This is a genomic window from Azotobacter vinelandii CA, from assembly GCF_000380335.1.
In the GTDB taxonomy this organism is placed as follows: Bacteria; Pseudomonadota; Gammaproteobacteria; order Pseudomonadales; family Pseudomonadaceae; genus Azotobacter; species Azotobacter vinelandii.
In genome coordinates this window covers 40,354-64,124 of record NC_021149.1, presented here as the reverse complement: position 1 = coordinate 64,124, position 23,771 = coordinate 40,354, and the positions used below count along the sequence as shown (strand labels likewise).

The 23,771-nt window shown below is 67.9% G+C and carries 20 protein-coding genes; 10 read left to right on the top strand and 10 right to left on the bottom strand.

What is annotated here, in order from left to right; all coding sequences use genetic code 11:
- Positions 1-51: 51 nt before the first annotated feature.
- Genes AVCA_RS00300 through AVCA_RS00285 form a run of 4 tightly spaced genes read left to right on the top strand, consistent with a single transcriptional unit; the run spans position 52 to position 5,109 of the window.
- Complete coding sequence (locus AVCA_RS00300; RefSeq protein WP_012698756.1) at positions 52-1,071, top strand: HlyD family efflux transporter periplasmic adaptor subunit; 1,020 nt, start codon at positions 52-54, stop codon at positions 1,069-1,071.
- A complete protein-coding gene (locus tag AVCA_RS00295; RefSeq protein ID WP_012698755.1) occupies positions 1,068-2,849 on the top strand; it encodes an ATP-binding cassette domain-containing protein in 1,782 nt (593 codons plus the stop codon). Before AVCA_RS00300 ends, AVCA_RS00295 begins: the two co-directional genes overlap by 4 nt.
- Positions 2,846-3,988 carry an ABC transporter permease gene (locus AVCA_RS00290; RefSeq protein WP_012698754.1) on the top strand — a complete coding sequence of 381 codons (1,143 nt, stop codon included), beginning with the start codon at positions 2,846-2,848 and terminating at the stop codon, positions 3,986-3,988. Before AVCA_RS00295 ends, AVCA_RS00290 begins: the two co-directional genes overlap by 4 nt.
- Before the next feature lie 11 nt (positions 3,989-3,999).
- Entirely contained in the window at positions 4,000-5,109 is a 1,110-nt protein-coding gene (locus tag AVCA_RS00285) for an ABC transporter permease (protein WP_012698753.1), read from the top strand.
- 373 nt (positions 5,110-5,482) lie between these two features.
- Here AVCA_RS00285 and AVCA_RS00280 read toward each other — a convergent pair whose 3' ends face one another.
- Together AVCA_RS00280 and AVCA_RS00275 are read right to left on the bottom strand one after the other, a co-directional pair.
- Positions 5,483-5,881: a hypothetical protein gene (locus AVCA_RS00280; RefSeq protein ID WP_012698752.1), complete on the bottom strand. Its 399-nt coding sequence runs from the start codon at positions 5,879-5,881 to the stop codon at positions 5,483-5,485.
- Positions 5,882-6,254: 373 nt separating this feature from the next.
- Entirely contained in the window at positions 6,255-6,542 is a 288-nt protein-coding gene (locus AVCA_RS00275; protein WP_231876370.1) for a hypothetical protein, read from the bottom strand.
- A 396-nt stretch (positions 6,543-6,938) separates the two neighbouring features.
- Between AVCA_RS00275 and trhP the strand changes: the two genes are divergently transcribed.
- Complete coding sequence (gene trhP / locus AVCA_RS00270; RefSeq protein WP_012698749.1) at positions 6,939-8,300, top strand: prephenate-dependent tRNA uridine(34) hydroxylase TrhP; 1,362 nt, start codon at positions 6,939-6,941, stop codon at positions 8,298-8,300.
- Positions 8,301-8,303: 3 nt separating this feature from the next.
- Here the strand turns inward: trhP and AVCA_RS00265 are convergent, their stop codons facing one another.
- Positions 8,304-10,463 (bottom strand): putative bifunctional diguanylate cyclase/phosphodiesterase, encoded by a 2,160-nt coding sequence (locus tag AVCA_RS00265; protein WP_012698748.1) that lies wholly within the window; start codon positions 10,461-10,463, stop codon positions 8,304-8,306.
- 115 nt (positions 10,464-10,578) lie between these two features.
- On the opposite strand from AVCA_RS00265, the gene uvrD reads away from it, so the two are divergent.
- On the top strand, positions 10,579-12,759 hold the full coding sequence (gene uvrD, locus AVCA_RS00260) for a DNA helicase II (RefSeq protein WP_012698747.1): 2,181 nt from the start codon (positions 10,579-10,581) through the stop codon (positions 12,757-12,759).
- 929 nt (positions 12,760-13,688) lie between these two features.
- Here uvrD and cysC read toward each other — a convergent pair.
- The gene (cysC, locus tag AVCA_RS00255) at positions 13,689-14,285 is read right to left on the bottom strand and encodes an adenylyl-sulfate kinase (RefSeq protein WP_012698745.1); all 597 of its coding nucleotides are present in this window, start codon (positions 14,283-14,285) and stop codon (positions 13,689-13,691) included.
- A 238-nt stretch (positions 14,286-14,523) separates the two neighbouring features.
- Between cysC and AVCA_RS00250 the strand changes: the two genes are divergently transcribed.
- Entirely contained in the window at positions 14,524-15,246 is a 723-nt protein-coding gene (locus AVCA_RS00250) for a sulfotransferase family 2 domain-containing protein (protein WP_012698744.1), read from the top strand.
- 63 nt (positions 15,247-15,309) lie between these two features.
- On the opposite strand, the gene AVCA_RS00245 is transcribed toward AVCA_RS00250, so the two are convergent.
- Genes AVCA_RS00245 through AVCA_RS00230 form a run of 4 tightly spaced genes read right to left on the bottom strand, consistent with a single transcriptional unit; the run spans position 15,310 to position 19,035 of the window.
- Complete coding sequence (locus tag AVCA_RS00245) at positions 15,310-16,293, bottom strand: ATP-binding cassette domain-containing protein (RefSeq protein WP_012698743.1); 984 nt, start codon at positions 16,291-16,293, stop codon at positions 15,310-15,312.
- Complete coding sequence (locus tag AVCA_RS00240) at positions 16,290-17,012, bottom strand: GTP-binding protein (protein ID WP_012698742.1); 723 nt, start codon at positions 17,010-17,012, stop codon at positions 16,290-16,292. Before AVCA_RS00240 ends, AVCA_RS00245 begins: the two co-directional genes overlap by 4 nt.
- Positions 17,009-18,010, bottom strand: a complete 1,002-nt coding sequence (locus tag AVCA_RS00235) for an ABC transporter substrate-binding protein (RefSeq protein WP_012698741.1) — start codon at positions 18,008-18,010, stop codon at positions 17,009-17,011. Before AVCA_RS00235 ends, AVCA_RS00240 begins: the two co-directional genes overlap by 4 nt.
- Complete coding sequence (locus AVCA_RS00230; protein WP_012698740.1) at positions 18,007-19,035, bottom strand: ABC transporter substrate-binding protein; 1,029 nt, start codon at positions 19,033-19,035, stop codon at positions 18,007-18,009. The genes AVCA_RS00235 and AVCA_RS00230 overlap by 4 nt, the downstream gene beginning before the upstream one ends.
- Positions 19,036-19,345: 310 nt before the next feature.
- On the opposite strand from AVCA_RS00230, the gene AVCA_RS00225 reads away from it, so the two are divergent.
- Positions 19,346-19,912, top strand: coding sequence for a hypothetical protein (locus AVCA_RS00225; RefSeq protein WP_012698739.1), 567 nt, complete (start codon positions 19,346-19,348; stop codon positions 19,910-19,912).
- 152 nt (positions 19,913-20,064) lie between these two features.
- Complete coding sequence (locus AVCA_RS00220; protein ID WP_012698738.1) at positions 20,065-20,919, top strand: Tim44 domain-containing protein; 855 nt, start codon at positions 20,065-20,067, stop codon at positions 20,917-20,919.
- Positions 20,920-20,966: 47 nt separating this feature from the next.
- Here the strand turns inward: AVCA_RS00220 and AVCA_RS00215 are convergent, their stop codons facing one another.
- Positions 20,967-22,361, bottom strand: coding sequence for a diguanylate cyclase (locus AVCA_RS00215; RefSeq protein ID WP_012698737.1), 1,395 nt, complete (start codon positions 22,359-22,361; stop codon positions 20,967-20,969).
- Positions 22,362-22,806: 445 nt separating this feature from the next.
- Positions 22,807-23,136, bottom strand: a complete 330-nt coding sequence (locus tag AVCA_RS00210; protein ID WP_012698736.1) for a four-helix bundle copper-binding protein — start codon at positions 23,134-23,136, stop codon at positions 22,807-22,809.
- Between the two features lie 227 nt (positions 23,137-23,363).
- Here AVCA_RS00210 and AVCA_RS00205 point away from each other — a divergent pair, with 227 nt between their 5' ends.
- Complete coding sequence (locus AVCA_RS00205) at positions 23,364-23,771, top strand: SMI1/KNR4 family protein (RefSeq protein ID WP_012698735.1); 408 nt, start codon at positions 23,364-23,366, stop codon at positions 23,769-23,771.

Genomic DNA, 23,771 nt, shown 5'->3' with positions numbered 1-23,771 from the left:
AAATCAAATTCAAATTTATATTCGAACTCAATAGAGTCCGGGCGTCCATCCATGACGAAAAAGCGTTTTCTCGCGGTAGCGCTCCTGTCGACCGCGCTCGTCGCCGGCGGCCTGTACTGGTGGCAGCGGCGCGACGACGGCCCTGGCGATGTCCTGACCCTGTACGGAAACGTCGATATCCGCCAGGTCGCGCTGGCCTTCGAAGGCAGCGACCGGATCGCCGAGATGCGCGTGGAGGAAGGCGACCGCGTCCACGCCGGGCAGGTGCTGGCGATGCTGGACACGCGCACCCTCCGCTTGCAACTGGAGCAGGCCGTGGCGCAGGTCGGGGTGCTCGAACAGAGCCTGCTGGCCCTGCGTAACGGCAGCCGCCCGGAGGAGATCGCGCAGGCCGACGCCCAGGTCGTCGCCGCCGCCGCCGAGGTCGAGCGCAGCCGCCTGCAATTCCGGCGCCTGCACGACGCTTCCATGCGGACCGGCGGGCACGCCGTGAGCCGGCAGGATCTGGACAACGCCCGGGCCCAGTTGCGCGTGGCGCAGGCGCAGTTGGACGCGCAACGACAGGCGCAGCGCCTGGCCAGGATCGGACCGCGCCAGGAGGACATCGCCCGCGCCGAGGCGCAATTGCGGGCGGCGCAGGCCGAGCGGGCGTTGCTCCAGCACCGCATCGACCTGGCCGAGCTACGCGCGCCGCAGGCCGCCGTGGTGCGCGCGCGGCTGCTGGAGCCGGGCGATATGGCCTCGCCGCAGCAGCCGGCCTACACGCTGGCGCTGAGCGACCCCAAATGGGTGCGCGCCTATGCGAACGAGGTCGAACTGGGCCGCATCCGGCCGGGCATGGCCGCCACGGTCGTCACCGACAGCGCACCGGACGCACCGATCGACGGACGGGTGGGTTTCATTTCCTCGGTCGCCGAGTTCACGCCCAAGTCCGTGCAGACCGAGGACCTGCGCACCAGCCTGGTCTACGAGGTGCGCATCCTTGTCGACGATCCGCGCGACAGGCTGCGCCTGGGCATGCCCGCCACGATCCGGCTGGTCGCCGATGCGGAGACGAAGGAACGACCATGAGCGCCGACGAGATCCTGGCCGTGGACGCACGCGGGGTCGGCAAGCGCTTCGCCGATCCCGCGACGCGGCGCCAGTTGGCCGCGCTCGACGACGTCGACGTGCGGGTGGCGCATGGCGCGCTCACCGCGCTGGTCGGGCCGGACGGCGCCGGCAAGACCACCTTCCTGCGGCTGGTCGCCGGGCTGATGCGGCCGGACCGAGGCGAATTGTCGGTGCTAGGCCTGGACGTGACGCGCCAGCCGCAGGCGGTGCAAGACCGCATCAGCTACATGCCGCAACGCTTCGGCCTCTACGAGGACCTGAGCGTGCAGGAGAACCTCGACCTGTACGCCGACCTGCATGCGCTGCCGCTGCCGGTGCGCCGCGAGCGTTTCGCCCGGTTGCTGGAGATGACCGACCTCGAGCGCTTCACCAGACGCCCGGCGGGCAAGCTGTCCGGCGGCATGAAGCAGAAGCTCGGCCTGGCCTGCACGCTGGTGCGCTCGCCGGAACTGTTGCTGCTGGACGAGCCCACCGTCGGCGTCGATCCGCTGTCGCGGCGCGAACTGTGGGAGATCGTGCAGCGCCTGGTGACGCAGGAACGCCTGTCGGTACTGCTGGCGACTTCCTACATGGACGAGGCCGAGCGTTGCGCGCAGGTCCACGTGCTGCACGAAGGCCGTGTCCTGGCCAGCGGCAGTCCCGCCGAGATCGCCGCGCATGCCCGCGGCCTGTGCCACGACGCCGAGCCGCCGCCGGGACAGCCGCCGCGCCTGCTCCAGGCGCGGCTGCTCGACGACGACGCGGCGATCGTCGATGCGGTGCCGCATGGCGGGCGCGTGCACTTCATCCTGCGCGGCGCCACCGGCCCGGCCGAACTCGGGCTGCCCGCGCGGACGCTGCGGCCGGTGGCCGAGAAGCTGGAGGATGGCTTCATGGTGTTGCTGCGCGCGCGCAGCGGCGAGCGCCCGGCCGAGGCCGCCCGGGCCATGCCCGAAGGCTCGGGCGCCGCTGCGGCCGGGGAAGACGCCCCGGTCATCGAGGTGCGCGACCTGGTGCGCCGCTTCGGCGACTTCGTCGCGGTCGACAAGACCAGCTTCAGCGTGCGGCGCGGCGAGATCTTCGGCCTGCTCGGCCCCAACGGCGCGGGCAAGACCACCACCTTCCGCATGCTCTGCGGGCTGCTGCCGCCGAGCGGCGGCCAGGCGCGCGTCGCCGGGCTCGACCTGCGCAGCGCGCGCGCCCAGGCGCGCGGCCGCATCGGCTACGTGTCGCAGAAGTTCGCCCTGTACGCGAACCTGACGGTGGAGGAGAACCTGCGCTTTTTCGGCGGCGCCTACGGCCTGCGCGGCGCCGCGTTGCGCCAGCGCATGCAGGCGGTGCTCGCGCAGTTCGACCTGCGCGGACACCAAGCGCAGCCGGCCGGGCAGTTGCCCGGCGGCGTCAAGCAGCGCCTGGCGATGGCGGTCGGACTGCTGCACGAGCCGGACATCCTGTTCCTCGACGAACCGACCAGCGGCGCCGATCCGCTGGCGCGGCGCGGCTTCTGGCGGCGCATCACCGCGCTGGCGAGCGCCGGCACCACCGTCGTGGTCACCACGCACTTCATGGAGGAAGCCGAATACTGCGACCGCATCGTCATCCAGGACGCCGGCAGGCTGCTGGCGCTGGGCACGCCGGAGCAGGTACGGCGACAGGCCGGCGAAACCGCGCAGCGACGCCTGGACATGGAGCAGGCCTTCATCGCCATCGTCGAACGCGCACGTGCGGCGCGCGATACGACGGAGCCGACGCCATGACGGGAGCCCGGCGCGGCGCGTGGCGCGACTTCCGGCGACGGCTGGCGGCGCTGATCCGCAAGGAGTTCCGCCAGTTGCTGCGCGACCGCAGCAACCTGCTGATCGGCATCGGCCTGCCGATCGCGCTGATCCTGATCTTCGGCTACGGCCTGTCGCTGGACGTGCGCGACGCGCGCCTGGCGGTGGCGCTGGAAGACGCCTCGCCGGCGGCATACGAGACGGTCGCCGGCCTGGAGGGCTCCACCTATATGTCCACCACGGTGGTGCGCTCGCTCGCCGCGGCCCGGCGCCTGATGGACGAACACCGGGTCGATGCGCTGCTCTACCTGCCCGCCGACTTCGCGCGGCGCGCGGCCGCCGGCGATGCGCGCGTGCAACTGTTGCTGCAGGGCGGCGATCCGACCCGCTCGGCGGCGATCCGCGGCTACGTCGAAGGCGCGCTGGCGCAGGGCGAGCAGAAGCGCCGGGACCGTCAGGGCGCCGCGGCGGGAAGCGGGGTGGTCGCGGTGGAGCGCATGTGGTTCAACGCCGCCAACGACAGCACCTGGTACCTGGTGCCCGGCTTGATCGTGCTGATCATGACCCTGGTCGGCACCTTCCTCACCGCCCTGGTGATGGCGCGCGAATGGGAGCGCGGCACGCTGGAGTCGCTGTTCGTCACCCCGGTCCGGCCGGGCGAGGTACTGCTGGCCAAGATAGTGCCGTACTTCGCGGTCGGACTGGTCGGGCTCGGCATGTGCCTGGCGGCCGCTCGGCTGCTGTTCGATGTGCCGATCCAGGGTTCGTTGTCGGTGTTGCTGGCCGCCAGCATGCTGTACATGGTCGTGTCGCTGGGCATCGGCCTGCTGATCTCGGCCTTCACCCGCAACCAGTTCCTGGCCAGCCAGGTCGCGATCCTGGCGAGCTTCATGCCTTCGCTGATGCTCTCGGGTTTCGTCTTCGACCTGCGCAACGTGCCGCCGGCGGTGCAGGTGGTCGGGCATCTGCTGCCGGCCACCTACTTCATGGAGCTGGTCAAGACGCTGTTCCTGGCCGGCACCTACTGGCCGATCGTGCTCAAGGACTGCGCGATCCTCGCCCTGTACGCGGTCGCGCTGCTGGCGCTGGCGCGCGCGGTGACGCGCAAGCGCCTGGATTGAGGACAAGCGCCGTGATCGACTACCTGTATAGACTCGCCAACCTGTGCCGCAAGGAGTTCCTGGCGGTGCTCAAGGACCCGGCCAACCGGGTGATCCTGATCGCGCCGGTGATCCTGCAGACCCTGCTGTTCGGCTATGGCGCGACCTTCGACCTGAACGACGTGCCCTATGCGGTGCTCGACCAGAGCCGCGGCGAGCTGTCGATGCGCCTGCTGGCGCGGCTGGACGGGACCGGCAGGTTCCATCGCGTGGCCACGCTGCATTCGCCGGCACGGATCGCCGACCTCATCGACGCCGGCGACGCGCTGCTGGTGCTGCACTTCGCCGCGGACTTCGACAGCCGCCTGAGCAGCCGGGGCAGCGCGCCGCTGCAGGTACTGCTGGACGGGCGCAACTCGACCACGGCGGGCAACGCCGCCGCGCAGATCCGCGAAGTGGTGGCGAATTTCAACGCCACGCTGCCGGGAGTCGCCAGTCCTCCCGTCACGCTGGAGACACGCGCCTGGTTCAACCCGAACCTGGAAACGCGCTGGAACATCCTGCCGGGCCTGATCGCCTCGCTGAGCATGATCCAGGTGATGATGCTGGCGGCGCTGTCGGTGGCGCGCGAGCGCGAGCAGGGCACCTTCGACCAGTTGCTGGTGACCCCGGTCTCGCCCAGCCAGATCATGATCGGCAAGGCGTTGCCGGCCATCGTCATCGGCCTGCTGCAATCGGCCCTGGTGATGCTGATTTCGATCCATTGGTTCGACGTGCCGATGGCCGGCGCGTGGCCGGCCCTGGCCGTCGGCCTGCTGGTGTTCACCGTCGCGGTGGTGGGGGTCGGGCTGTCGATCTCGGCGCTGTCGGCCAACATGCAGCAGGCGATGCTGTACACCTTCGTGCTGCTGGTGCCGCTGGTTCTGCTGTCGGGCCTGGCCACCCCGGTGCGCAACATGCCCGAGGCGTTCCAGATCGCCACGCATGCCAACCCGCTGCGCTTCGCCATCGACCTGGTGCGCCGGGTATATCTGGAAGGCGCGCCGCTGGAGCAGGTCTGGCGCGACTTCATTCCCATGGTCTGTGTGGCGGCGCTGACCCTGCCGCTGGCCGCCTGGCTGTTCCGCAACCGGCTCGCCTGAGTCTTCCATGAGTGTCCTGCGCTTTCGCGATGACGTACCAGGAAGGGTGGCCGAAACCGGCAGGCCGTCGCCGCTCCGTTCGATACCCGGAGCCATGATCGAGCATATCGACATCCATCTCGATTCGACCGCGCGGCGTTCGTGAAGACGAGGACGCCGGGAAACCCGGCGAGAGGACCGGGGCATCCGGCTCGCGGACGGGCGGAAAACGCAAAGACGCCGGTACGACCCCGGTTGCGCGGATGGGCCGACGGCATGGTTGACATGGAAAAGTGAGGGCGGCTCTCCCGCCGCTTCGATCGCCAGGGGGGGCAGGGGGGCGGGAGAGCCTAACGCGGTATCGGCCCGGTCGGAGGTCCGGGCCGGAAAACTCTTAGCGGATGGCGCGCAGACTGTCGCCGGCGTCGGCCAGGGCGGTGGTCTTGGGCCGTTTCGGATACGGACGGTTGCCGCGGATCTCGACCTTGTCGCCGGCGGCGAAGGTACGGTTCGGCGAGCGTACCGTCTTCAGTTCGCCACTGTCGGTACGAACCACGTAGGCGCGGTCGCTGCCATTGGCCGCTTCCTGGGCGGAGCCGCCGAACAGCGCCCCGACGCCGGCACCGACCAGGGCGCCGATCGGCCCGCCGACGGCGCCGACCATCATGCCGGTCATGCCACCCGTTGCCTTGCCGGAGGTCTGGTCCTTCACTTCACGAACGATCTCGTCTGCGTTGGCGGTGCCGATGGACAGCAGGCCGAAGGTCAGAGCCAGGATGCCGAACTTTTTCATGGCGGTTCCTCCGAGGAACTTTCAGTGGGCTACGACATGGTTATTCCACGAAACATGCCAGAAGGGTTGGCACGTAGAATCAATGACTTAGCTTCCTTTCCCCGGAGCGTTTCGCGACAAAATGTCGCGTCACGCACAAACGCCTGTCGGAATCCCTCCAAAAAAATGAACTTTCATTGATCCAGATCAAGTAATCGTAGCCGTATCTGTGCTCATCGCCATCGAGAACGATGGATGGCGCAGGCGGGCAATAGGGACGATGCGGGCAGGAAGCGGCCTGCGCGGGACCTTGGCGGAGGCCGGCGCGGAGGGGCAACGAGCGGAGGGGCGGAAACGAACGGAATGCGGAAAGGCCGGCGGAGGAGCGGCCGACTCAGTTGGGCGCGTGCAGTACCTTCTGCTCGCCGTCGGCGCCTTCGGCCTCGTGGTCGCGTTCGCCGAGGCCGGCGGCCTCCTGGGCGCTGCCGCCGAACAGCGCGCCGACACCCGCCCCGATCAGCATGCCGAGCGGACCGCCGATGGCGCCGATCATCATGCCGTTCATGCCACCCAGCGACTTGCCGGTGGTCTGTTCTTCGGTTTCCTCGACCGCCTCGGCGGCATGCGCGCTGGCGAAGGCCAACAGGCCGAGGATCAGGGTCGGGATCGCGAAGTTCTTCATGGGGGTTCCTCCGAGGAACATTGCTGGGTTTCTGCTTCCTTGAACCACCGGCTCGGACGACCGCTCCTCCTTAGCGTTAGCAGGCGAGCGGTGGCGGGGTCGAACGGTGCCAGATACGCTATCGATGGGCCAAACCTTGAAATAAAAAGTAATTATTTCATTGATCTGGATCAATACACGTCAGGCGATTTCCTACCTTGGTATAAACCACCCGACACCGCCCCATGGCTGTGACTACCCGTTCGCCAGGCTCTCTGGCATTACGTGCAGAAACCGTACCGTACGAAAAGCATGGAAATGACGGCCGTCGCCCGCATTCACCGGAAAGGCGCGCGTTCCGGTAAAGCGCAGTAGAATCCCTCGCCCTTTCGCTACTAGCCCGCGAGTCGCTGCGCCATGACCGCTTCCGCCTTCCGTCCCGAACTGCTGTCTCCCGCCGGCACCCTCAAGTCCATGCGCTACGCCTTCGCCTACGGCGCCGATGCGGTGTACGCCGGGCAGCCGCGCTACAGCCTGCGGGTGCGCAACAACGAATTCGATCATGCCCACCTGGCGCTCGGCATCGCGGAAGCCCACGCCCAGGGCAGACGCTTCTACGTGGTGGTCAACATCGCCCCGCACAACACCAAGCTGAAGACCTTCCTCAAGGACCTGCAGCCGGTGATCGACATGCAACCGGATGCGCTGATCATGTCCGACCCGGGACTGATCATGCTGGTGCGCGAGCACTTTCCGGAAATGGCCATCCACCTCTCGGTGCAGGCCAACGCGGTGAACTGGGCCAGCGTGGAGTTCTGGCGCCGCCAGGGGCTGACCCGGACGATCCTCTCCCGCGAGCTGTCGTTGGAGGAGATCGGCGAGATGCGCGAGCGGGTGCCGGGCATGGAGCTGGAGGTGTTCGTCCACGGCGCGCTGTGCATGGCCTATTCCGGGCGCTGCCTGCTGTCCGGCTACATCAACCACCGCGATCCCAATCAGGGCACCTGCACCAACGCCTGCCGCTGGGAGTACCGGGCGCACGAGGGCAGGGAAGACGAACTGGGCAACATCGTCCACGTCCAGGAGCCGGTCCGGGCGCAGCCGGCCGAGCCGACCCTGGGCAGCGGCGTGCCCACCGAACGGCTGATGCTGCTCGAGGAGAGCAAGCGGCCGGGCGAGTACATGGAGGCCTTCGAGGACGAGCACGGCACCTACATCATGAACTCCAAGGACCTGCGCGCCGTGCAGCACGTCGAGCGGCTGGTGAAGATGGGCGTGCATTCGCTGAAGATCGAGGGCCGCACCAAGAGCCACTACTACGTGGCGCGCACCGCCCAGGTCTACCGCAAGGCGATCGACGACGCGGTGGCCGGCCGGCCGTTCGACAAGTCGTTGATGGACACCCTGGAATCGCTGGCCCATCGCGGCTACACCGAGGGCTTCCTGCGCCGCCACGTACACGACGAATACCAGAACTATGCCCATGGCTATTCGCTGTCCGAACGCCAGCAGTTCGTCGGCGAGCTGACCGGCGAGCGCCGCAACGGTCTGGCCGAGGTGCAGGTGAAGAACCGTTTCGCCCTCGGCGACCGCCTGGAGCTGATGACCCCCCGGGGCAACCTGAACTTCCGCCTGGAGGCGCTGGAGAACAAGCGCGGCGAGCGCGCCGAGGTGGCCCCGGGCGACGGCCACACCCTCTACCTGCCGGTACCGGAAGGCGTGGACCTCGGCCATGCCCTCCTGATGCGCGAGCTGGACGGCGCCACCACCCGCGGCTGAGACTCAGTCGACCGCGCAGGATGGCTGCGCGGTCTGCTCGTGCAGGCGGCTGGTCAGGATCGCCGCCTCCACCGGCCGGCCGATCAGGTAACCCTGGATCTCGTCGCAACCGTGCTCGCGCAGGAACTCGAGCTGCGCCTGCTCCTCGACCCCCTCGGCGACCACCTCCAGGCCCAGGCTGTGGGCCATGACGATGATCGCCCGGGTGATCGCCGCATCGCCGCCCCGGCCGGAGCCGTCGAGACTGCGGATGAAGGTCTGGTCGATCTTCACCACGTTCACCGGCAGGTGCTTGAGATAGCCGAGCGACGAATAGCCGGTGCCGAAATCGTCGATCGCCAGGCGCACGCCCAGGGCGCGCAGCGCGCCGAACACCCGGGCCAGGTGCTCGACATCGTCCGACAACTGGCTCTCGGTCAGCTCCAGTTCCAGCAGGTGCGCCGGCAGGCCGGTCCTCGCCAGCACGGCGCCGACCCGCTCGACGAAGTCGTCCTGGCGCAACTGGCCCATAGAGACGTTCACCGCCACGCGCAGCCCGGCGATGCCCGCCTGCAGCCAGGCGCTCGCCTGGCTGCAGGCCTCGGACAGGACGAAGTCGCCGATGGCGCCGATCTGTCCGGTTTCCTCGGCCAGGGGGATGAACTGGGCCGGCGAGACCAGGCCTCGCTGGGGATGGCGCCAGCGCACCAGCGCCTCGGCGCCCTGCAGGCGGTTCGCCGCGAAATTCAGCTTCGGCTGGTAGAACACCTCCAGTTCGCCGCGCCCCAGCGCCTTGTCCAGCTGCGCTTCGAGCAGCAGGCGTTCGCGGCCGCTGCTCTGCAGGCTGTCGCGGTAGAACTGCACGGTGTTGCAACCGAGCTGCTTGGCGTGGCGCATGGCCATCGCCGCCTGGCAGAGCAGCGTCGCCGGATCGCCGCCGGCCGCGGACAGCAGGCCGATCCCCAGCGAGGCGCTGACCACCACCTCGTGCTCGTCCACCGATACGCCATGGCGCAGCAGGGTGAGCAGGCGCCGTCCGAGCTGTTCCACTTCCTCCAGGCTCTTGTCGGTATCCAGCAGCACGGCGAATTCGTCGACGGCGATCCGCGCGACGGTGTCCGCCCGGCGCAGGCTGCCGCCGAGGCGGCGGGCCAGTTCGCGGACGATCTCGTCGGCGAGCTGATGGCCGAGGCTTTCGTTGAGCCGCTTGAAGCGATCCAGGTTGAAGTGCATCAGCACCAGTTCGCGGCCGAGCACCCGCGGGCGGCTGGCCAGAAGCTTCAGGCGGCGCAGCAGCAGGCTGCGGTTGGCCAGGCCGGTCATCGGGTCGTGGCTGGAGAGGTAGCGGCGCAGCGCCTTTTCCTCGCGGCGCGCCCGTTCGCTGGCGGTGAGCGCCCGGGTGCGTTCGTCGACCCGCTCCTCCAGCGCCTTCTGCGCGCTGCGCAGTTCCTCCTCGACCCGCCTGCGCAACTGCACCTCGCGCGCCAGCTCGTCGTTCAGCCGGGCGGCGGCCCAGCGGCTCTGTTTCTCGAACTCCAGCAGCGAACGGTTCTGGTAACGCTGCAGCAGGTTGCGGCGGGTCGCCCGGTTGATCTGCCAGGCGCTGAGCACGAGAGCCGCCAGCAGGATCAGGCCGAGGCAGCCCCAGCCCTGCAGTTCGCCGCTGTCGAAGCTGAGCAGATAGAGGCTGGAGGGCAACAGGGCGGGCAGGGCGAAGGCGAGGAAGGCGCCCAGGCTGGCCGCGTAGGCCATGCTGGCGCAAATGGTCGCCGCCGCCAGCAGGCCATGGATCAGCGCCTGTTGCAGCGGCGTGGCCAGCGGCAGGAGGAAGATGCCGGTCTGGGTCAGGGTCGCCCCCGACACCGCGGCGCCGACCAGGAAGGTGAAGCGCCAGCCCGGGTCGGCCTGGCGCTTCGCCGGAGCCCGGAAGAAGGCGAGGATGCGCCACAGGCTCAGGCCGACCAGCAGGCCCAGCCAGGCCAGAGAGGATGGGCTGTGCTGTTCCCAGCGCAGCAGCACGCAGCCCAGGCCGTCGCTCAGCATCAAAATGATCGGTAGCGGCGCGGCACGGTACAGGCGACGGTTCACGGCCGCCTCCATCTGCACGCCGTAGCGCTCCCGGATGCTCTCCGGCTCTATGGCCGGCGGCACGACGTTGGCGGAAAGAACGGAGTTCATGTCCATGGTTCCAATTGACGCATCCAGTCCCAAGGTCAGCGATCGGGCGATCTTCCTCGGTGTAGCATTGCAAGGTAGCCCGAGTTTGCCCCGTCTTCACTGCCGCCGCTAGAATGCCTCGATGCGCGAAGACCTATCCTTTCTGCTAAGTGCACTCAACGCCGCCCAGCGCCAGGCCGTGACCGCTCCCCTGGGTCCGCGCCTGGTGCTGGCCGGCGCCGGCTCGGGCAAGACCCGCGTGCTGGTGCATCGCATCGCCTGGCTGATCGAGGTGGAGAATGCTTCTCCCCATGCGATCCTCGCCGTGACTTTCACCAACAAGGCCGCCGCCGAAATGCGCACGCGCATCGAGCAGTTGCTCGGGACGAGCCCGATGGGCATGTGGATCGGCACCTTCCACGGCCTGGCCCACCGCCTGCTGCGCGCCCACTGGCAGGAAGCGGGTCTCGCCGAGAACTTCCAGATCCTCGACGCCGACGACCAGCAGCGGCTGGTCAAGCGGGTGATCCGCGAACTGGGTCTCGACGAGCAGCGCTGGCCGGCGCGCCAGGCGCAGTGGTTCATCAACGCGAAGAAGGACGAGGGCCTGCGCCCGCAGCACATCCAGCCGGGCGGCGACCTGTTCCTCGCCACCCAGGCGAAGATCTACGCGGCCTACGAGGCGGCCTGCGCGCGCGCCGGGGTGATCGACTTCGCCGAGCTGCTGCTGCGCGCCCTCGACCTGTGGCGCGACCGGCCGGGCCTGCTGGAGCACTACCAGCGGCGCTTCCGGCATGTGCTGGTCGACGAGTTCCAGGACACCAACGCCGTGCAGTACGCCTGGCTGCGCCTGCTCGCGCAGGGCGGCGCCAGCCTGATGGCGGTCGGCGACGACGACCAGTCGATCTACGGCTGGCGCGGCGCGCGGATCGAGAACATCCAGCAGTTCTGCCAGGACTTTCCGGCCGCCGAAACCATCCGCCTGGAGCAGAACTACCGCTCCACCGGCAGCATCCTCAAGGCCGCCAACGCGCTGATCGCCAACAACCAGGGCCGCCTCGGCAAGGAGCTGTGGACCGAGGGCGCCGACGGCGAGCCGATCGGCCTCTACGCCGCCTTCAACGAGCACGACGAGGCGCGCTACGTGGTCGACAGCATCGAGCAGGCGCTCAAGGACGGCCTGACACGCAGCGAGATCGCCATCCTCTACCGCTCCAACGCCCAGTCGCGGGTGCTCGAGGAGGCGCTGCTGCGGGAGAAGATCCCCTACCGCATCTACGGCGGCCAGCGCTTCTTCGAACGCGCCGAGATCAAGAACGCGGTGGCCTACCTGCGGCTGATCCACACCCGCCACAACGACGCGGCACTGGAGCGGATCATCAACCTGCCGGCCCGCGGCATCGGCGAGAAGACCGTCGAGACCCTGCGCCAACTGGCCCGCGAGGCCGACCTCTCGCTGTGGGGCGCGCTGCACCAGGCGGTCGGCGGCAAGCTGGTTTCCGGCCGCGCCGCCAGCGCGCTGAACGCCTTCGTCGAACTGATCGACAGCCTGGCCCTCAAGGTCGAGCAACTGCCGCTGCCGCAGACGATCCAGGTGGTGGTCGAGGATTCCGGACTGCGCGCCTACCACGGCGCGGAAAAGGGCGAGAAGGCCCAGGCGCGGGTGGAAAACCTCGAGGAACTGGTCAGCGCCGCCCGCGCCTTCGAGCACTACGAGGACGAGGGCCTGCAGACTCCGCTGGCGGCCTTCCTCGACCACGCCTCGCTGGAGGCCGGCGAACAGCAGGCCGGCGACTTCGAGGACAGCGTGCAGTTGATGACCCTGCACAGCGCCAAGGGCCTGGAGTTCCCGCAGGTGTTCCTGGTCGGCATGGAGGAGGGCCTGTTCCCCCACAAGATGAGCCTGGAGGAACCCGGCCGCCTGGAGGAGGAGCGCCGCCTGGCCTACGTCGGCATCACCCGCGCCATGCGGCGCCTGGTGGTCAGCTATGCCGAGACCCGCCGGCTGTACGGCAGCGAGACCTACAACAGGATCTCGCGCTTCGTCCGCGAGATCCCGCCGGCGCTGCTGCGCGAGGTGCGCCTGTCCAACGGACCCGGCCGCCCCGTCGCCGTCCGCGCCGGCCAGGGCTCGCCGCTCGCCGGCGCCGCCGTGCCGGACAGCCCCTTCGTTCTCGGCCAGCGCGTGCGCCATCCGCTGTTCGGCGAAGGCACCATCCTCAACTTCGAGGGCGCCGGCGCCCAGGCGCGGGTGCAGGTGAACTTCGAGGACGAAGGCAGCAAGTGGCTGATGCTCGGCTACGCCAAGCTGGAAGCGGTCTGACCATCGGCCCTTCCGGGGCCCTGCACGCTTACTGGCCGGAGGAACCAGCTCGATGGCGCCCGGGCAGGCGCGAACCTGTTCGCGACACTTTTGCCCGACGCGACCCAATCGCGGACAAACCCGCTATAACCTTGGCCGACAGGCAGCCGGGGCTCTCGGCCGAAGTCCTAGGGCAATCGCATGAAATGCCCGCCCCATACCGGACGGGAAAGATTGTGTGCCTGGTCGTTCCGGCGTGGTCTTCGGCTCCGCTGCACTGGCTGCTTGCCGAGTGGCCGGACAGTCCCTGTTTCGGGCCCCCGCCCGAGTCACTTTCTCTTTGCTCGCGCGAAAGAGAAAGTAACCAAAGAGAAAGCGCGCCCGACATCCGGGTCTGGCCTGCGGCCAGACTTCCCTCGCTCCGGTGCCGCTCCGAGGGTCGTCGCACAAGGGGCATCCATGCCCCTCGTACGACTCTCGCCGCCTCCCTGCGGCTCGCCCCTCTCCGCGACACCTGCGCTCGGCCTCCTGACGGGAATCGGGCTCCGAGTTGCCTGAAAGCGCTTTCGCGCTTGCGGCACGGCCTGTCAGGCCGCGCCGGATGCCCCCTTCAGGAGGCCGAACGGAATCGTCGTGGAAGGGGTCGAGCGGCAAGGATGCCGCGAGAGCCGCGATGGGCCATGGATGGCCCTTCGCGGCGAGCCCCTGGAACGGCGATGTAGGGAGGGAACCCGGAGCGAAGCGCAGGGCCGGATGAGGGGGTGGCCTTCTTTTTGGTTACTTTTTCTTGGCCAGCAAGAAAAAGTGACTCGGCCGGGGGGCCGAAACAGGGACTGTCCGGCCACTCGGCAAGCAGCCATGCCAAGGCTCACACAATCTTTCCCGTCCGATATCAGGCGAGCGCTTCATGCGATTGCCCTGGCCGAAGTCCCCGAAAGAGCCGGGGCCGGCTATCTCAGGTAGCCCCCTTCCCGCAGGTAGTCGACGATCGCGCAGGCATTCTGCGCCGGCGTCCACCCCAGCGTGGTCAGCCGCATTTCCGGGTCGAGCGGAACCTCGTAGGCCGAGTCGATGCCGGTGAAGTGGCTGATCAGCCCGCACCTGGCCCTCCTGTACAGGCCCTTCGGATCGCGTCGTTCGCATTCTTCCAGCGGCGTGTCGACGAATATTTCCAGGAATTCGCCGGGAGCGACCAGGCGCCTGGCCAGTTCGCGATCCCGCCGGAAGGGCGAGATGAAGGCCGCGATGACGATGATCCCGGCATCGACGAACAGGTGAGCGACTTCCGCCGCCCGACGGATGTTTTCCTGGCGATCGGCATCGGCGAAGCCCAGATCCCGGTTCAGGCCGTGGCGCAGGTTGTCGCCGTCGAGCAGATAGGTGTGCGCACCGCACAGAAACAGCTCCTGCTCCAGAAGATTGGCGATCGTCGACTTGCCCGCTGCGCTCAGGCCGGTGAGCCAGAGGATGCAGGGTTTCTGTCGCTTGCCGCCGGCTCGCTGCAGCTTGCCGACGCTCGATGCGTGCCAGCTCAGATTCTTTGTCATGGGTAGGTGCAGACCGCTGGGTTTGTCCTGATAAGCCGGCTAGTTACTCCCCTCGCCCGACGAGTTCATCCACTTTTACCCAAAGCCCGCGAAGTCTTACCGAACTTTACGAATCCTTACCCGCCCCTGTGCTGTAGTGGCGCCGGGCTTGGCACGGCGCCATGGGCAGTGCGCCGCCCGGAATGCGATTCCCGGATTCCGGGGCAATCGGACATTTTCTGGCATCGCGGAACCACCTATGAATTTCCTGGGAAGACTCTTCTGGCGCAACCTGAACAAACAGCAACAGGACTACCTGCTGGGACAACTGCCCTCCATCGAACGCGAAGTGTTCAAGAAAACCTTCTTCAAGAAATCCCTGGCGCTTCCCGCTCCCTTCCAGCGGCACAACTGCATCTTCGTGCATGTGCCCAAATGCGCGGGCAAGAGCCTCTGCGCGTCGCTGTTCGGCGACTGGGACCCGGGGCATCGGAGCCTGAACTGGTATGCCCGGGTCTTCCCGGAATTCCATGCCCGGGCATTCAAGTTCGCCATCGTCCGCGATCCCTTGGAGCGAGCCTACTCGGCCTATTGCTACCTGCTCGGCACCAGCCCGTACGAACAGGATCAGGCCATGCGGAGAATGCTCGAACGCTATGACGGCTTCGACGACTTCGTCGACGCCTGGCTCTGTCCGGAAAACCTCGAACGGCAGATTCACTTCGTGCCCCAGTGGCGCTTCCTGACCGACGAACTCGGGCAGATCGGCATGGACTTCGTCGGCCGCTATGAAAATCTGCCCGGCGATTTCGCGCGGATCTGCGAACGGCTCGGCCTCCGGGCCGAACTGGCGCACAGGAACAAGTCGCTGCTCAAGAGCGCGAGCGGCGGACCCGAGCGATTCAAGGCAGCGACGCGGAAAAGAATCCGCGAGGTGTATGCGCACGACTACCGCTTGCTGGGGTACACGCCCCCCGACTGAAGGCCGCGGGCCTTGCGGACGGGGCGCCGGACTCCGTCCGCGCCCGCCCCGCGGGAGCGCTGTTCAGAATCCCAACCCGGGCCACACCTCGGCCGGCGCCTGTCCCCGACGGATCGCCTCGCGCAGGGTGGCCATGCCGCGATCCAGGCGTGCCAGTTCTTCGGCGTAGCGGCGGTCCTCGGGCGAAGCCTCGACGACCTTGGCGATGGCGCCGTTGCGGATCACCAGGCGCCGACTGCCGGAGAGCGCCAACAGGGGATCGTGGGTGGACAGCAGGACGATCTTGCCTTTTTCGACGAACAGTCTCAGCGCCCGGTTGCGGTCCACCCCGGCGTTCTCGATCTCGTCGATCAGCACGATCGGCTTGGGGCTGAGCAGGGCGGCATCGGCGATCATCAGCGCCCGCGACTGGCCGCCGGACAACTGGGTCAGCGGGGTGCCGGCGGCGAAAGGTTCGCCGGCCATGTCCACCGCCGCCGCCAGCACCCGGTCGGCGGCGGCCCGGGGATCGTCGAGCCGGCGGCTCTCGGCGTGCAGACAGAGGAAATCGCCCACGCACAGATCCATCACGAAGTTCATGTTCTGGGTGATCTGCGCCACCAGCCGGGCCTCGCTGGAGAAACGCCACTCCGGATCGGGCTCCAGCCCGTTGACCAGCACCCGCCGGCGCGATGGCGTGTCGCCCTGGGCCAGGCACTCGATGTCCGCCAGCAAGCGGCTCTTGCCGGAGCCCGTGGGACCGACGATGCAGACGACATCGCCCGGCAGGAAATTCAGGTCCTGGGTTTCCGGTGTCCCGTCCTTGGCCTGCCCCGCCAGGATCTGCAGGCTGCAAAGCCGTACCGGGGAGCCGGCCGGATCGTTCCGGGCCGCCATGAAACTGACCAGCGCATCGGCCAGGCTGTCGAGGGTCCAGCCCCCCAGATCCCGCTGCTGCCAGGCCAGGCCCTGCCAGTAGTCGTCCAGCCGGACGTGGGGCTGCGGTTGCGGCAGACCGTTGAGGCGGAAGAACTCGCCGAGAGAAGGATCGTCCAGCAAGGGATTCATTGCGCCTGCTCCTGTTCGCCACCCGTTTCGAGGCCGGGAATCTCGATGCGCCGCACCACGCCGCGCTGGAATTCGTGGCCGATCTTGGTCTGTCCGAAACAATAGGAGCAGACCGCCGAAGGCAACGAGAAGCGCAGCCGCCCGCCCGTCAGTTCGTCGTCCTCCGCGGCGTCGCGCCAGAGCTGGCCGATCTCCCAGGCGCCCTGTCCGGTGATGCCGTTGGCGAACAGGATGCGCGCCTTGCGGTTGACCTGCCGCACCCGGTGGGCGAACACCTCGCGCTCGGCCTGGCTGACGATATCGGCCTTGGTGATGACCACCAGATCGGCGGTCTTCAGCATCGGCCCGATCTTGAACGGCGTATCGACCCCGGCCAGGTTGTCCAGCACGCAGACCGCGTACAGGCCGCGGATATGCGGCGCGCAGCGGTTGCACAGCCCCGCCGACTCGCTGAGCAGCAGATCGAGCCCCTGCTCGTGGCCCCAGGCGGCGCAATCCACGATATTGCTGACGAAAAAATGGTCCGGGCAGGCATTGCCCGAGATGCCGCTCAGCACCGGCAGTCCGGCGGCCCGGTAGCGCTCGCCGTCGCGGCCGGTCAGGCAGTCGAACTTGACCACGCCGGCGCGCAGGCCCTCCTCGCGCAGCAGTTGCAGGGTGCGGATGGCGATGGAGGTCTTGCCGGACGACGGCGGTCCGGCGAGGGTGATGAGTTTCATGCATGGAATCCCTGACGGAAATGGGCGGCCGCGGAGGCGACCAGATCATCCAAGGCGGCGCTGCGAACCGGCTCCCAGCCAGTCCAGCGCAACGGGCCGGGCAGCGGCGCACGGGCATGGCGCGGATCGGCCACGACGCAATCCACGCTTTCCATGGTCGCCGCCCAGAGCGGCCCGCCGAGGAAATCGAGCGCGGCCTGCGCGCCGGGCGACAGCTCGCGGCGGCCCAGCGAAACCAGTGGCGTGACATAGGCGCCGTCGCGCGGCCAGAGGATGCGGGTACGCTGGGTGTGGATGTTGTTGCGCGCCCAGAACCAGGGCAGCACGTAGAGGGCGGCCCGCTCCGGACTGTGGCTGCCGGCCGCCCGGCCCATCTCGCCGCCGCTGCGGATCGCCCGGGTGTTGCGGCCCAGCGCGGTCATGGCGGCGGCGCCGTGGTCGTGCGCCAGATTGGCCAGCAACAGGCGGGCCGGCAGGTCGCCATCTCCGTTGAGCACTATGCTGCGCTCGTAGCGGGGCGCGAACAGATCGCACCAGGCCGTCGGCAGCGGGCGTCCGGCCAGTTCCTGCTCGTCGGCCAGGATCAGCCAGCAGGAACAGCCGTGGGTCTGGAAGATATCGGCCGGATCGTACAGGCCGGCCTGCACGAACTCCGCGCGCCGCCCGGCCTGGCGGCGCGCTGCGTAGACCCCGGCCCAGCGCTCGGCGAAGGCCGGACGGCCGAAGGCGCGCGGACCGGCATCGGCGATCAGCGCCGGCAGGTCGTCGGCGTCTTCGACCTCGCTGAACTGTCGGTAGGGTTCGTTGCCGAAGGGCCCGGTGACGTACCAGGCCGGCTGCAGCTGCCGGCGACGGAAATGCTCCGCCAGCAGACGGCGCATCGCGCGCGCCAGCGGCGGGATGTTCTGGCCATAGAAGTCCAGCCGCCGGGTCGCTCCCCACTCCTCCTCGGGAAAGACCGGCTCCTCGGCGTCGATCACCTGCTCGGCCAGCATCATGAGCGCGGCTCCAGCAGTCGATCGAGCGCGGCGGCTGGCGGTTCGATGCCGAAGAACACCTGGTTGAAGCGCACGGCTTCGCTGCGGATATCCTCGTCGAAGCGCCGCGGGTGCAGCAGGCGCGCCAGCCAGTGCGCGCCCAGCGCGCGCATGAAGGAGGGCGGCCGGTCGAACCAGTTGAAGGGCAGTTCGGGAATCCCGTAGACCCTTCCCTCGCGCACGGCTCGCAGCAGTTGCCAGCGCGGCTCGCCGCGCAGCCGGGCCGCGCTGTCCGGATTGCGCGCCACGACGACGTCCGGGTCCAATTCCAGCAGGGTTTCGAAATCGACCTCCCTGCTGGTGGCGAACCCCTTGTCGGCGCAGGACAGCGCCGGAACGCCACCGGCCAGGCGGATCACCTCCATGCGGCTGGTGCTGTCGCATTGGGTGGTCAGGCCGTCGGGACTTTCGGCGTAGTAGACCCGTGGCCGTTCGCTTTCCGGCAGATCCCGCAGGGCCTGCCGCAAACGGACCTGGCTGTCCTCCAGATAGCGCGCCAGTCGCTCGCCGCGCACCTTCCGTCCCAGAGCATCGCCCAGCGCCCGGAAAGTCGCCGGGTATTCGTCGAGGCGTTCGCCCTTGTAGAACAGCGCCGGAATCCGCAGACGCTGCATCAGCGTCTCGGTGCGCCGCATCAGGGGACCGGCGCCGCTCCAGCCGATCGCCAGGTCCGGACGCATGACCAGGATGGCCTCGGCGTTCATGTCCTCCAGCACCGGAACCACGGGCAACCCGGCCACCCCGGCCGGCAGGAAGGCCTCGGCGCCCGGAGCCAGGCGAAACGCCAGCCCGGTCATCAGTTCCGGCGCCAGGGCGGCCATCACCGGCGTCATCATGGTCACAGCGGGGAACACCCGCTGCGGCCGCTCGGGAATCTCCTCGGTACGGCCGCTCATATCGGTAAGCTGACGCGCCTGGGCCGTGGCCAGGGACAACCCCAGCAGCAAAAACAGACCGAAACGCGGGCAAGAGACTGATTTCATCATGGGTATCGATCATCACCGGCTGTTGCCGAACGGACAGTGCAACCCCGATGCCACCCGCTCGCAGCGCTCTGGAGCGGACCTTTGCGAACATAAAACCATTTTTGTTCGAACGCGATCAGGTAATGGCCGGCCTTCGGCGGGGAGTGGATTCCGGAACGAACATCATCGGTATCCGAATGTACGGACCGGAACACTGGACCGTGCGAGCCGCAAGGCATGCCTGCGGCTCTGCCCAAGCGCGCTCCGCCACCGGTCGCCGCCACCGCCGGCCGTTGCGGAAGCGGCCATACTGGAAGACGGAGGTGAGTTCATGACGAGTGCCGCGCAGATTCTCGATACCGCCCTGCAGATCGCCGAGCGCAGCGGCTGGGAACGTCTGCGCCTGTTCGACGTGGCCGCCACGCTGGATATCGGGCTGGACGAGATCGCCCGCCACTACCGGGACAAGGATGCCCTGGTGGAGGCTTGGTTCGACCGGGCCGACGCCGCCCTGCTCGCCCGGGCCCGGGACGCCGACTTGGCGGCGATGACGCCCGCCGGCCGGTTGGAGGAACTGCTGGTGGCCTGGTTCGCCGCGCTGGCCCCGCACCGGGCCCTGACCGGGGAGATGCTGTGCTACAAGCTCGAACCCGGCCATATCCACCTGCAGGCGCAGGGGCTGATGCGCATCAGCCGCACGGTGCAGTGGTGGCGCGAGGCGGCCGGACGGAGCGACGCCTGGCTTGCGCGCATCGGCGAGGAATGCGCGCTCAGCGCCGTCTATCTGTGCACCTTCGCCCACTGGCTGCGCCATCGCCGGGAGGACGAAGCGGCGCTGCGCGTCTACCTGCGTCGGCGCCTGCACAGCCTGCCGCTGGCCTGCCTGCTGCGGCCTTGAGCCGGTCCCCGGTGCAAAAGCTCGAAACATTTTTCCTGGGCGCGAACCCGGTGTCCGGCCGCGATCGGCTCCCGGTTGGGAAATAATGAATGACAGGCCCCGGCACCGCTGGGCAAGATGAATTGCGTGACTTCAACTACGGGAATTCCCACATGCGTCGTTTTCTCAGTATTTTCATGGCCTGTTGTGTGGCCATGACCCTCAGCCTCGACGCCAACGCCAAGCGTTTCGGCGGCGGCAAGTCATCCGGCAGCGCACCGAGCCACCAGAGCAGCCAGATGCGCCAGGCCCAGCCGCAACAGCCGGCCGGCAGCACCGCCACGGCGCCGAACGCGGCCGCGCCGGCGCCCGCCCGTCCGGCCAGCGGCGCCTCGCGCTGGCTCGGTCCGCTGGCCGGCATCGCCGCCGGCGGCCTGCTCGCCTCGATGTTCATGGGCGACGGCTTCGATGGCATCCAGTTGCTCGACATCCTGATCCTCGCGCTGATCGCCTTCCTGGTGTACCGCCTGATCGTCGCCCGCCGGCGCAAGCTGCATCCGGCCGTGGCCGGCCACGCGCCGATGCAGCGGGAAACGCCGGCCCAGCCGCGTCCGGCCGCAACGGGCGCCGCCCAGCGGCGCGCACCGATCCAGGCGCCGGCCTGGTTCAACGAGCAACGCTTCCTGGAGGCCGCGCGCCAGCATTTCACGGCCCTGCAACAGCACTGGGACGCCAACGAGCTGGACAAGATCGCCGAATTCGTCACCCCGCAGATGCTCGAGTTCATTCGCAAGGAACGCGCCGAGCTGGGCGACGGTTTCCAGTCCACCTACATCGACAACCTGCAGGTGCAACTGGACGGCGTGGACGATCTGGCCGACAAGACCGTCGCCACCCTGACCTTCAGCGGCGTGTCGAAGAGCTCCCGCTTCGAGCAGGGCGAGACCTTCAGCGAGAGTTGGCGCATGGAGCGCCGTCAGGGCGAGAACCAGCCCTGGCTGATCGCGGGCATCCGCCAGAACGGCTGATCCACATCCCTGCGACGAAAAACCCGGGTCCGCCCGGGTTTTTCTTTTCAGCCATCCAGCTTCCGGGCCAGCACCACCTGGTTGCGTCCGCCGTGCTTGGCCTCGTACAGCGCCCGGTCGGCCTGGCGCAGCAGGTGCTGATAATCCGGATGGCCGTCGTGCAGGGCCACGCCGATGCTCACGGTCAGTTGCAGGTCCTGCTCGCCCGGCAGGCGGAAGCGCTCCTGCGCAGCCTGCTGGCGCAGCTTCTCGGCCACCCCGAGCGCATGCGCCTGGGTGACGTCGACCAGCAGCACGAGAAACTCCTCGCCGCCCATGCGGAACACGTAGTCGCCGCCGCGGCAATGGTTGCTGAGCAGGGAGGCGAGCTGCTGCAGGACCACGTCGCCGGCCTCGTGGCCGAATTCGTCGTTGATGTGCTTGAAGCGGTCGATGTCCACGGCCAGCACGGCGAAGGAGCGCTCGTTCTGCCGCGCATAGGCCACTTCCTTGGCCAGGATCACCGGCAGGAACTTGCGGTTGAGCATGTGCGTCAGCACATCGCGGCCGCTCTCCAGGACATTGGCCTGCTCGAACAGGTTGTCCAGGTGGAAGATGATGCCCTTGGTCTGCTCGCGCAGCAGGCGCAGGTTCTGCAGGCGCTGGTCCGCGTCCGCCCCGGCCGCCGGCTGCCCGAACAGCGGCAGCAGCACCTCGTCGATCTGCCGCATGCCCTCCAGGATCAGTTCGGTTTCCCGCGAACCCTGGAAGGCATGGGCTCCCTTGTGGCGGAACCACAGGCCGAACTCGGAGTTGGACAGCCTGGGCAACTGCGTGGCGAGTTGGCCGACCGCCAGGTCGAACATCAGGTGGTTTTCCCAGTCGAGCAGGGCGGAACGCTGGCGCTCCTGTTCGATGCCGATGTTCTGCGCCACCGAGAACAGCCGGTATCCCTCCTCGCTGCGCGAGTTGCGGTCGTAGGCGTCGGAGAAGGCCCGGCTCATGATTTCCATGGCCAGGTCGACGGTTTCGCTGATCAGGCGCTGGCCGAAGAGCTTGTGTTCGGGATCGAGGGGACGCTGGCGGAGCAGGACGAACAGCCGCTCGCGCAGATGCCGGGCGCCGCGCAGCACCAGATGGATGGGGATCTTGATGCGCGCATGGATCTCGCCGATCTGCTTCTGCTGGGCGATCAGCGCCTGCAGCGCGGCATCGTCGTCGCTCATGGAGAATACCGAGACGATCCATTGCCGCAGGGTGCCGTGCAGACGGCTCTTCACCTGCTCGTGGGTGAGGAAGAGCATGGCCTGTTCGTCCTGCAGCATCTGCTCATAGAAATACCCGGGCAGTTCGGACTGGTGGGTAGTGGCCAACTCCCTGATCTGGGCGACGACCGGGGCGGGAAATTGCCCTAGCAATAGTTTCCATTCTGCGGCCTGTTGTTCCGGGGAGATACCGGGCATAGAAGATCCTGCTCTGTTCGACATCTGGATGTGCCGCGCTGGGTGTTACGATCGGAACGATATTCGCCTCTCCGTCCGCCCGCTGCGGCGGGACGCCGGCCGAGGAAGCCGCCATTCACGGATATGTTCAGCCATGGCGGTCGGGACGTTTTGACCGGGTGCAATCTCTCGAAGGCAACCAGCACCCGATGTCTGTCGTGGGATACGGGCATGACGCGCAATGCTGGCAGTATCGCGGAGCGTCAGGGGGGAGTCCAGATCGTCGTCGGCCAGGCGGGACGCTTCCAGGCACTGCGCACTGCGACACAGGCGCGCACCACTTGACAAGTGACAGATCCTGGTCATTTTTCGTGTGTCGTTATATTGACACCAGCCCCTGCGACGGTCGGCGCGCCTGCTGCCGGCCGCCTTGCCGCCCGCCGCACGGGCAGGCTCCATTCCCGCCTCAGGCGGCCATCCGCTCGCATTCCTCGGCGCATGCCCGGCAGGCCTGGGCGCAGCGCCGGCAGTGTCCGGCCTCATGCCGGGCGCACTCCTCGGCGCAGGCGCGGCAAACCTGCGCGCACTGCCGGCAGAACGCCGGGGCATGGTCGCTGCCCCGCGCCATCAGAGTGGCAGCCATCCTGCAGAAGTCGGCGCAGTCCATGTCCAGGGAAATGCAGCGCGCCATCGCCTGCACATCGTCCTCGCGCAGACAGGAGGCCGCGCAGGTTTCGCAGCTCCAGGCGCAGTCGCTGCAGGCCTGGATACAGGATTCGTACATGGAAGCATTCATGTTCGTTCTCCCTCGCATGGTGACGGACCGGAACGGCTGCGAAAAACCACGGCCCTTCGGTGGACTTGGCGGTTCCGGGGCAGGTTTCCGCCGAGGGGACGAGTGGCCAGGGGCAGAATGGCCGGAGCCGGACTATCCATACAGGACCCGCAACACCGGCGCGATTCTGCTGGTCCGGGCGCCGGGGTATAAAGCACGCATCATCATTGCCTGAGGACGAACGAACCGTGGAAGACGTGATCGAGCAATTGCGCGAGCTGAACGAGCCCGTGCCGGTACCCCTGGAACTGCCCGACGAAGACCTGCTGGTGGAAATCGAAGAGCAGCTTCTGATCAACCTGCCCTTCGAGCTGCGCGAATTCCTGCTCAAGGTCAGCGACGTGATCTATGGCAGCCTGGAGCCGGTGACCGTGAGCGATCCCCAGTCGCACACCTACCTGCCGGAAGTCGCCGCGGTCGCCTGGGACCAGGGCATGCCGCGCGACCTGGTGCCGCTGTGCCAGGTCGGCGACGATTATTACGCGGTGGATATCGAAGGCCAGGTGCTGCTGTGGAGCAGCGACAGCGGCGAACTGAGCGACGAGAGCTGGGACTCGGTATGGCACTGGGCCAAGGATGTCTGGCTGGCGAGCTGA

Excerpts from the sequence above, each read along its gene's own strand:
- AVCA_RS00300 (WP_012698756.1), top strand. The coding sequence starts at position 52 with ATGACGAAAAAGCGTTTTCTCGCGGTAGCGCTCCTGTCGACCGCGCTC.
- AVCA_RS00295 (WP_012698755.1), top strand. The coding sequence starts at position 1,068 with ATGAGCGCCGACGAGATCCTGGCCGTGGACGCACGCGGGGTCGGCAAG.
- AVCA_RS00290 (WP_012698754.1), top strand. The coding sequence starts at position 2,846 with ATGACGGGAGCCCGGCGCGGCGCGTGGCGCGACTTCCGGCGACGGCTG.
- AVCA_RS00280 (WP_012698752.1), bottom strand. The coding sequence starts at position 5,881 with ATGAAAAAGTTCGGCATCCTGGCTCTGACCTTCGGCCTGCTGTCCATC.
- AVCA_RS00275 (WP_231876370.1), bottom strand. The coding sequence starts at position 6,542 with ATGAAGAACTTCGCGATCCCGACCCTGATCCTCGGCCTGTTGGCCTTC.
- trhP (WP_012698749.1), top strand. The coding sequence starts at position 6,939 with ATGACCGCTTCCGCCTTCCGTCCCGAACTGCTGTCTCCCGCCGGCACC.
- AVCA_RS00265 (WP_012698748.1), bottom strand. The coding sequence starts at position 10,463 with ATGGACATGAACTCCGTTCTTTCCGCCAACGTCGTGCCGCCGGCCATA.
- uvrD (WP_012698747.1), top strand. The coding sequence starts at position 10,579 with ATGCGCGAAGACCTATCCTTTCTGCTAAGTGCACTCAACGCCGCCCAG.
- cysC (WP_012698745.1), bottom strand. The coding sequence starts at position 14,285 with ATGACAAAGAATCTGAGCTGGCACGCATCGAGCGTCGGCAAGCTGCAG.
- AVCA_RS00250 (WP_012698744.1), top strand. The coding sequence starts at position 14,524 with ATGAATTTCCTGGGAAGACTCTTCTGGCGCAACCTGAACAAACAGCAA.
- AVCA_RS00245 (WP_012698743.1), bottom strand. The coding sequence starts at position 16,293 with ATGAATCCCTTGCTGGACGATCCTTCTCTCGGCGAGTTCTTCCGCCTC.
- AVCA_RS00240 (WP_012698742.1), bottom strand. The coding sequence starts at position 17,012 with ATGAAACTCATCACCCTCGCCGGACCGCCGTCGTCCGGCAAGACCTCC.
- AVCA_RS00235 (WP_012698741.1), bottom strand. The coding sequence starts at position 18,010 with ATGATGCTGGCCGAGCAGGTGATCGACGCCGAGGAGCCGGTCTTTCCC.
- AVCA_RS00230 (WP_012698740.1), bottom strand. The coding sequence starts at position 19,035 with ATGATGAAATCAGTCTCTTGCCCGCGTTTCGGTCTGTTTTTGCTGCTG.
- AVCA_RS00225 (WP_012698739.1), top strand. The coding sequence starts at position 19,346 with ATGACGAGTGCCGCGCAGATTCTCGATACCGCCCTGCAGATCGCCGAG.
- AVCA_RS00220 (WP_012698738.1), top strand. The coding sequence starts at position 20,065 with ATGCGTCGTTTTCTCAGTATTTTCATGGCCTGTTGTGTGGCCATGACC.
- AVCA_RS00215 (WP_012698737.1), bottom strand. The coding sequence starts at position 22,361 with ATGCCCGGTATCTCCCCGGAACAACAGGCCGCAGAATGGAAACTATTG.
- AVCA_RS00210 (WP_012698736.1), bottom strand. The coding sequence starts at position 23,136 with ATGAATGCTTCCATGTACGAATCCTGTATCCAGGCCTGCAGCGACTGC.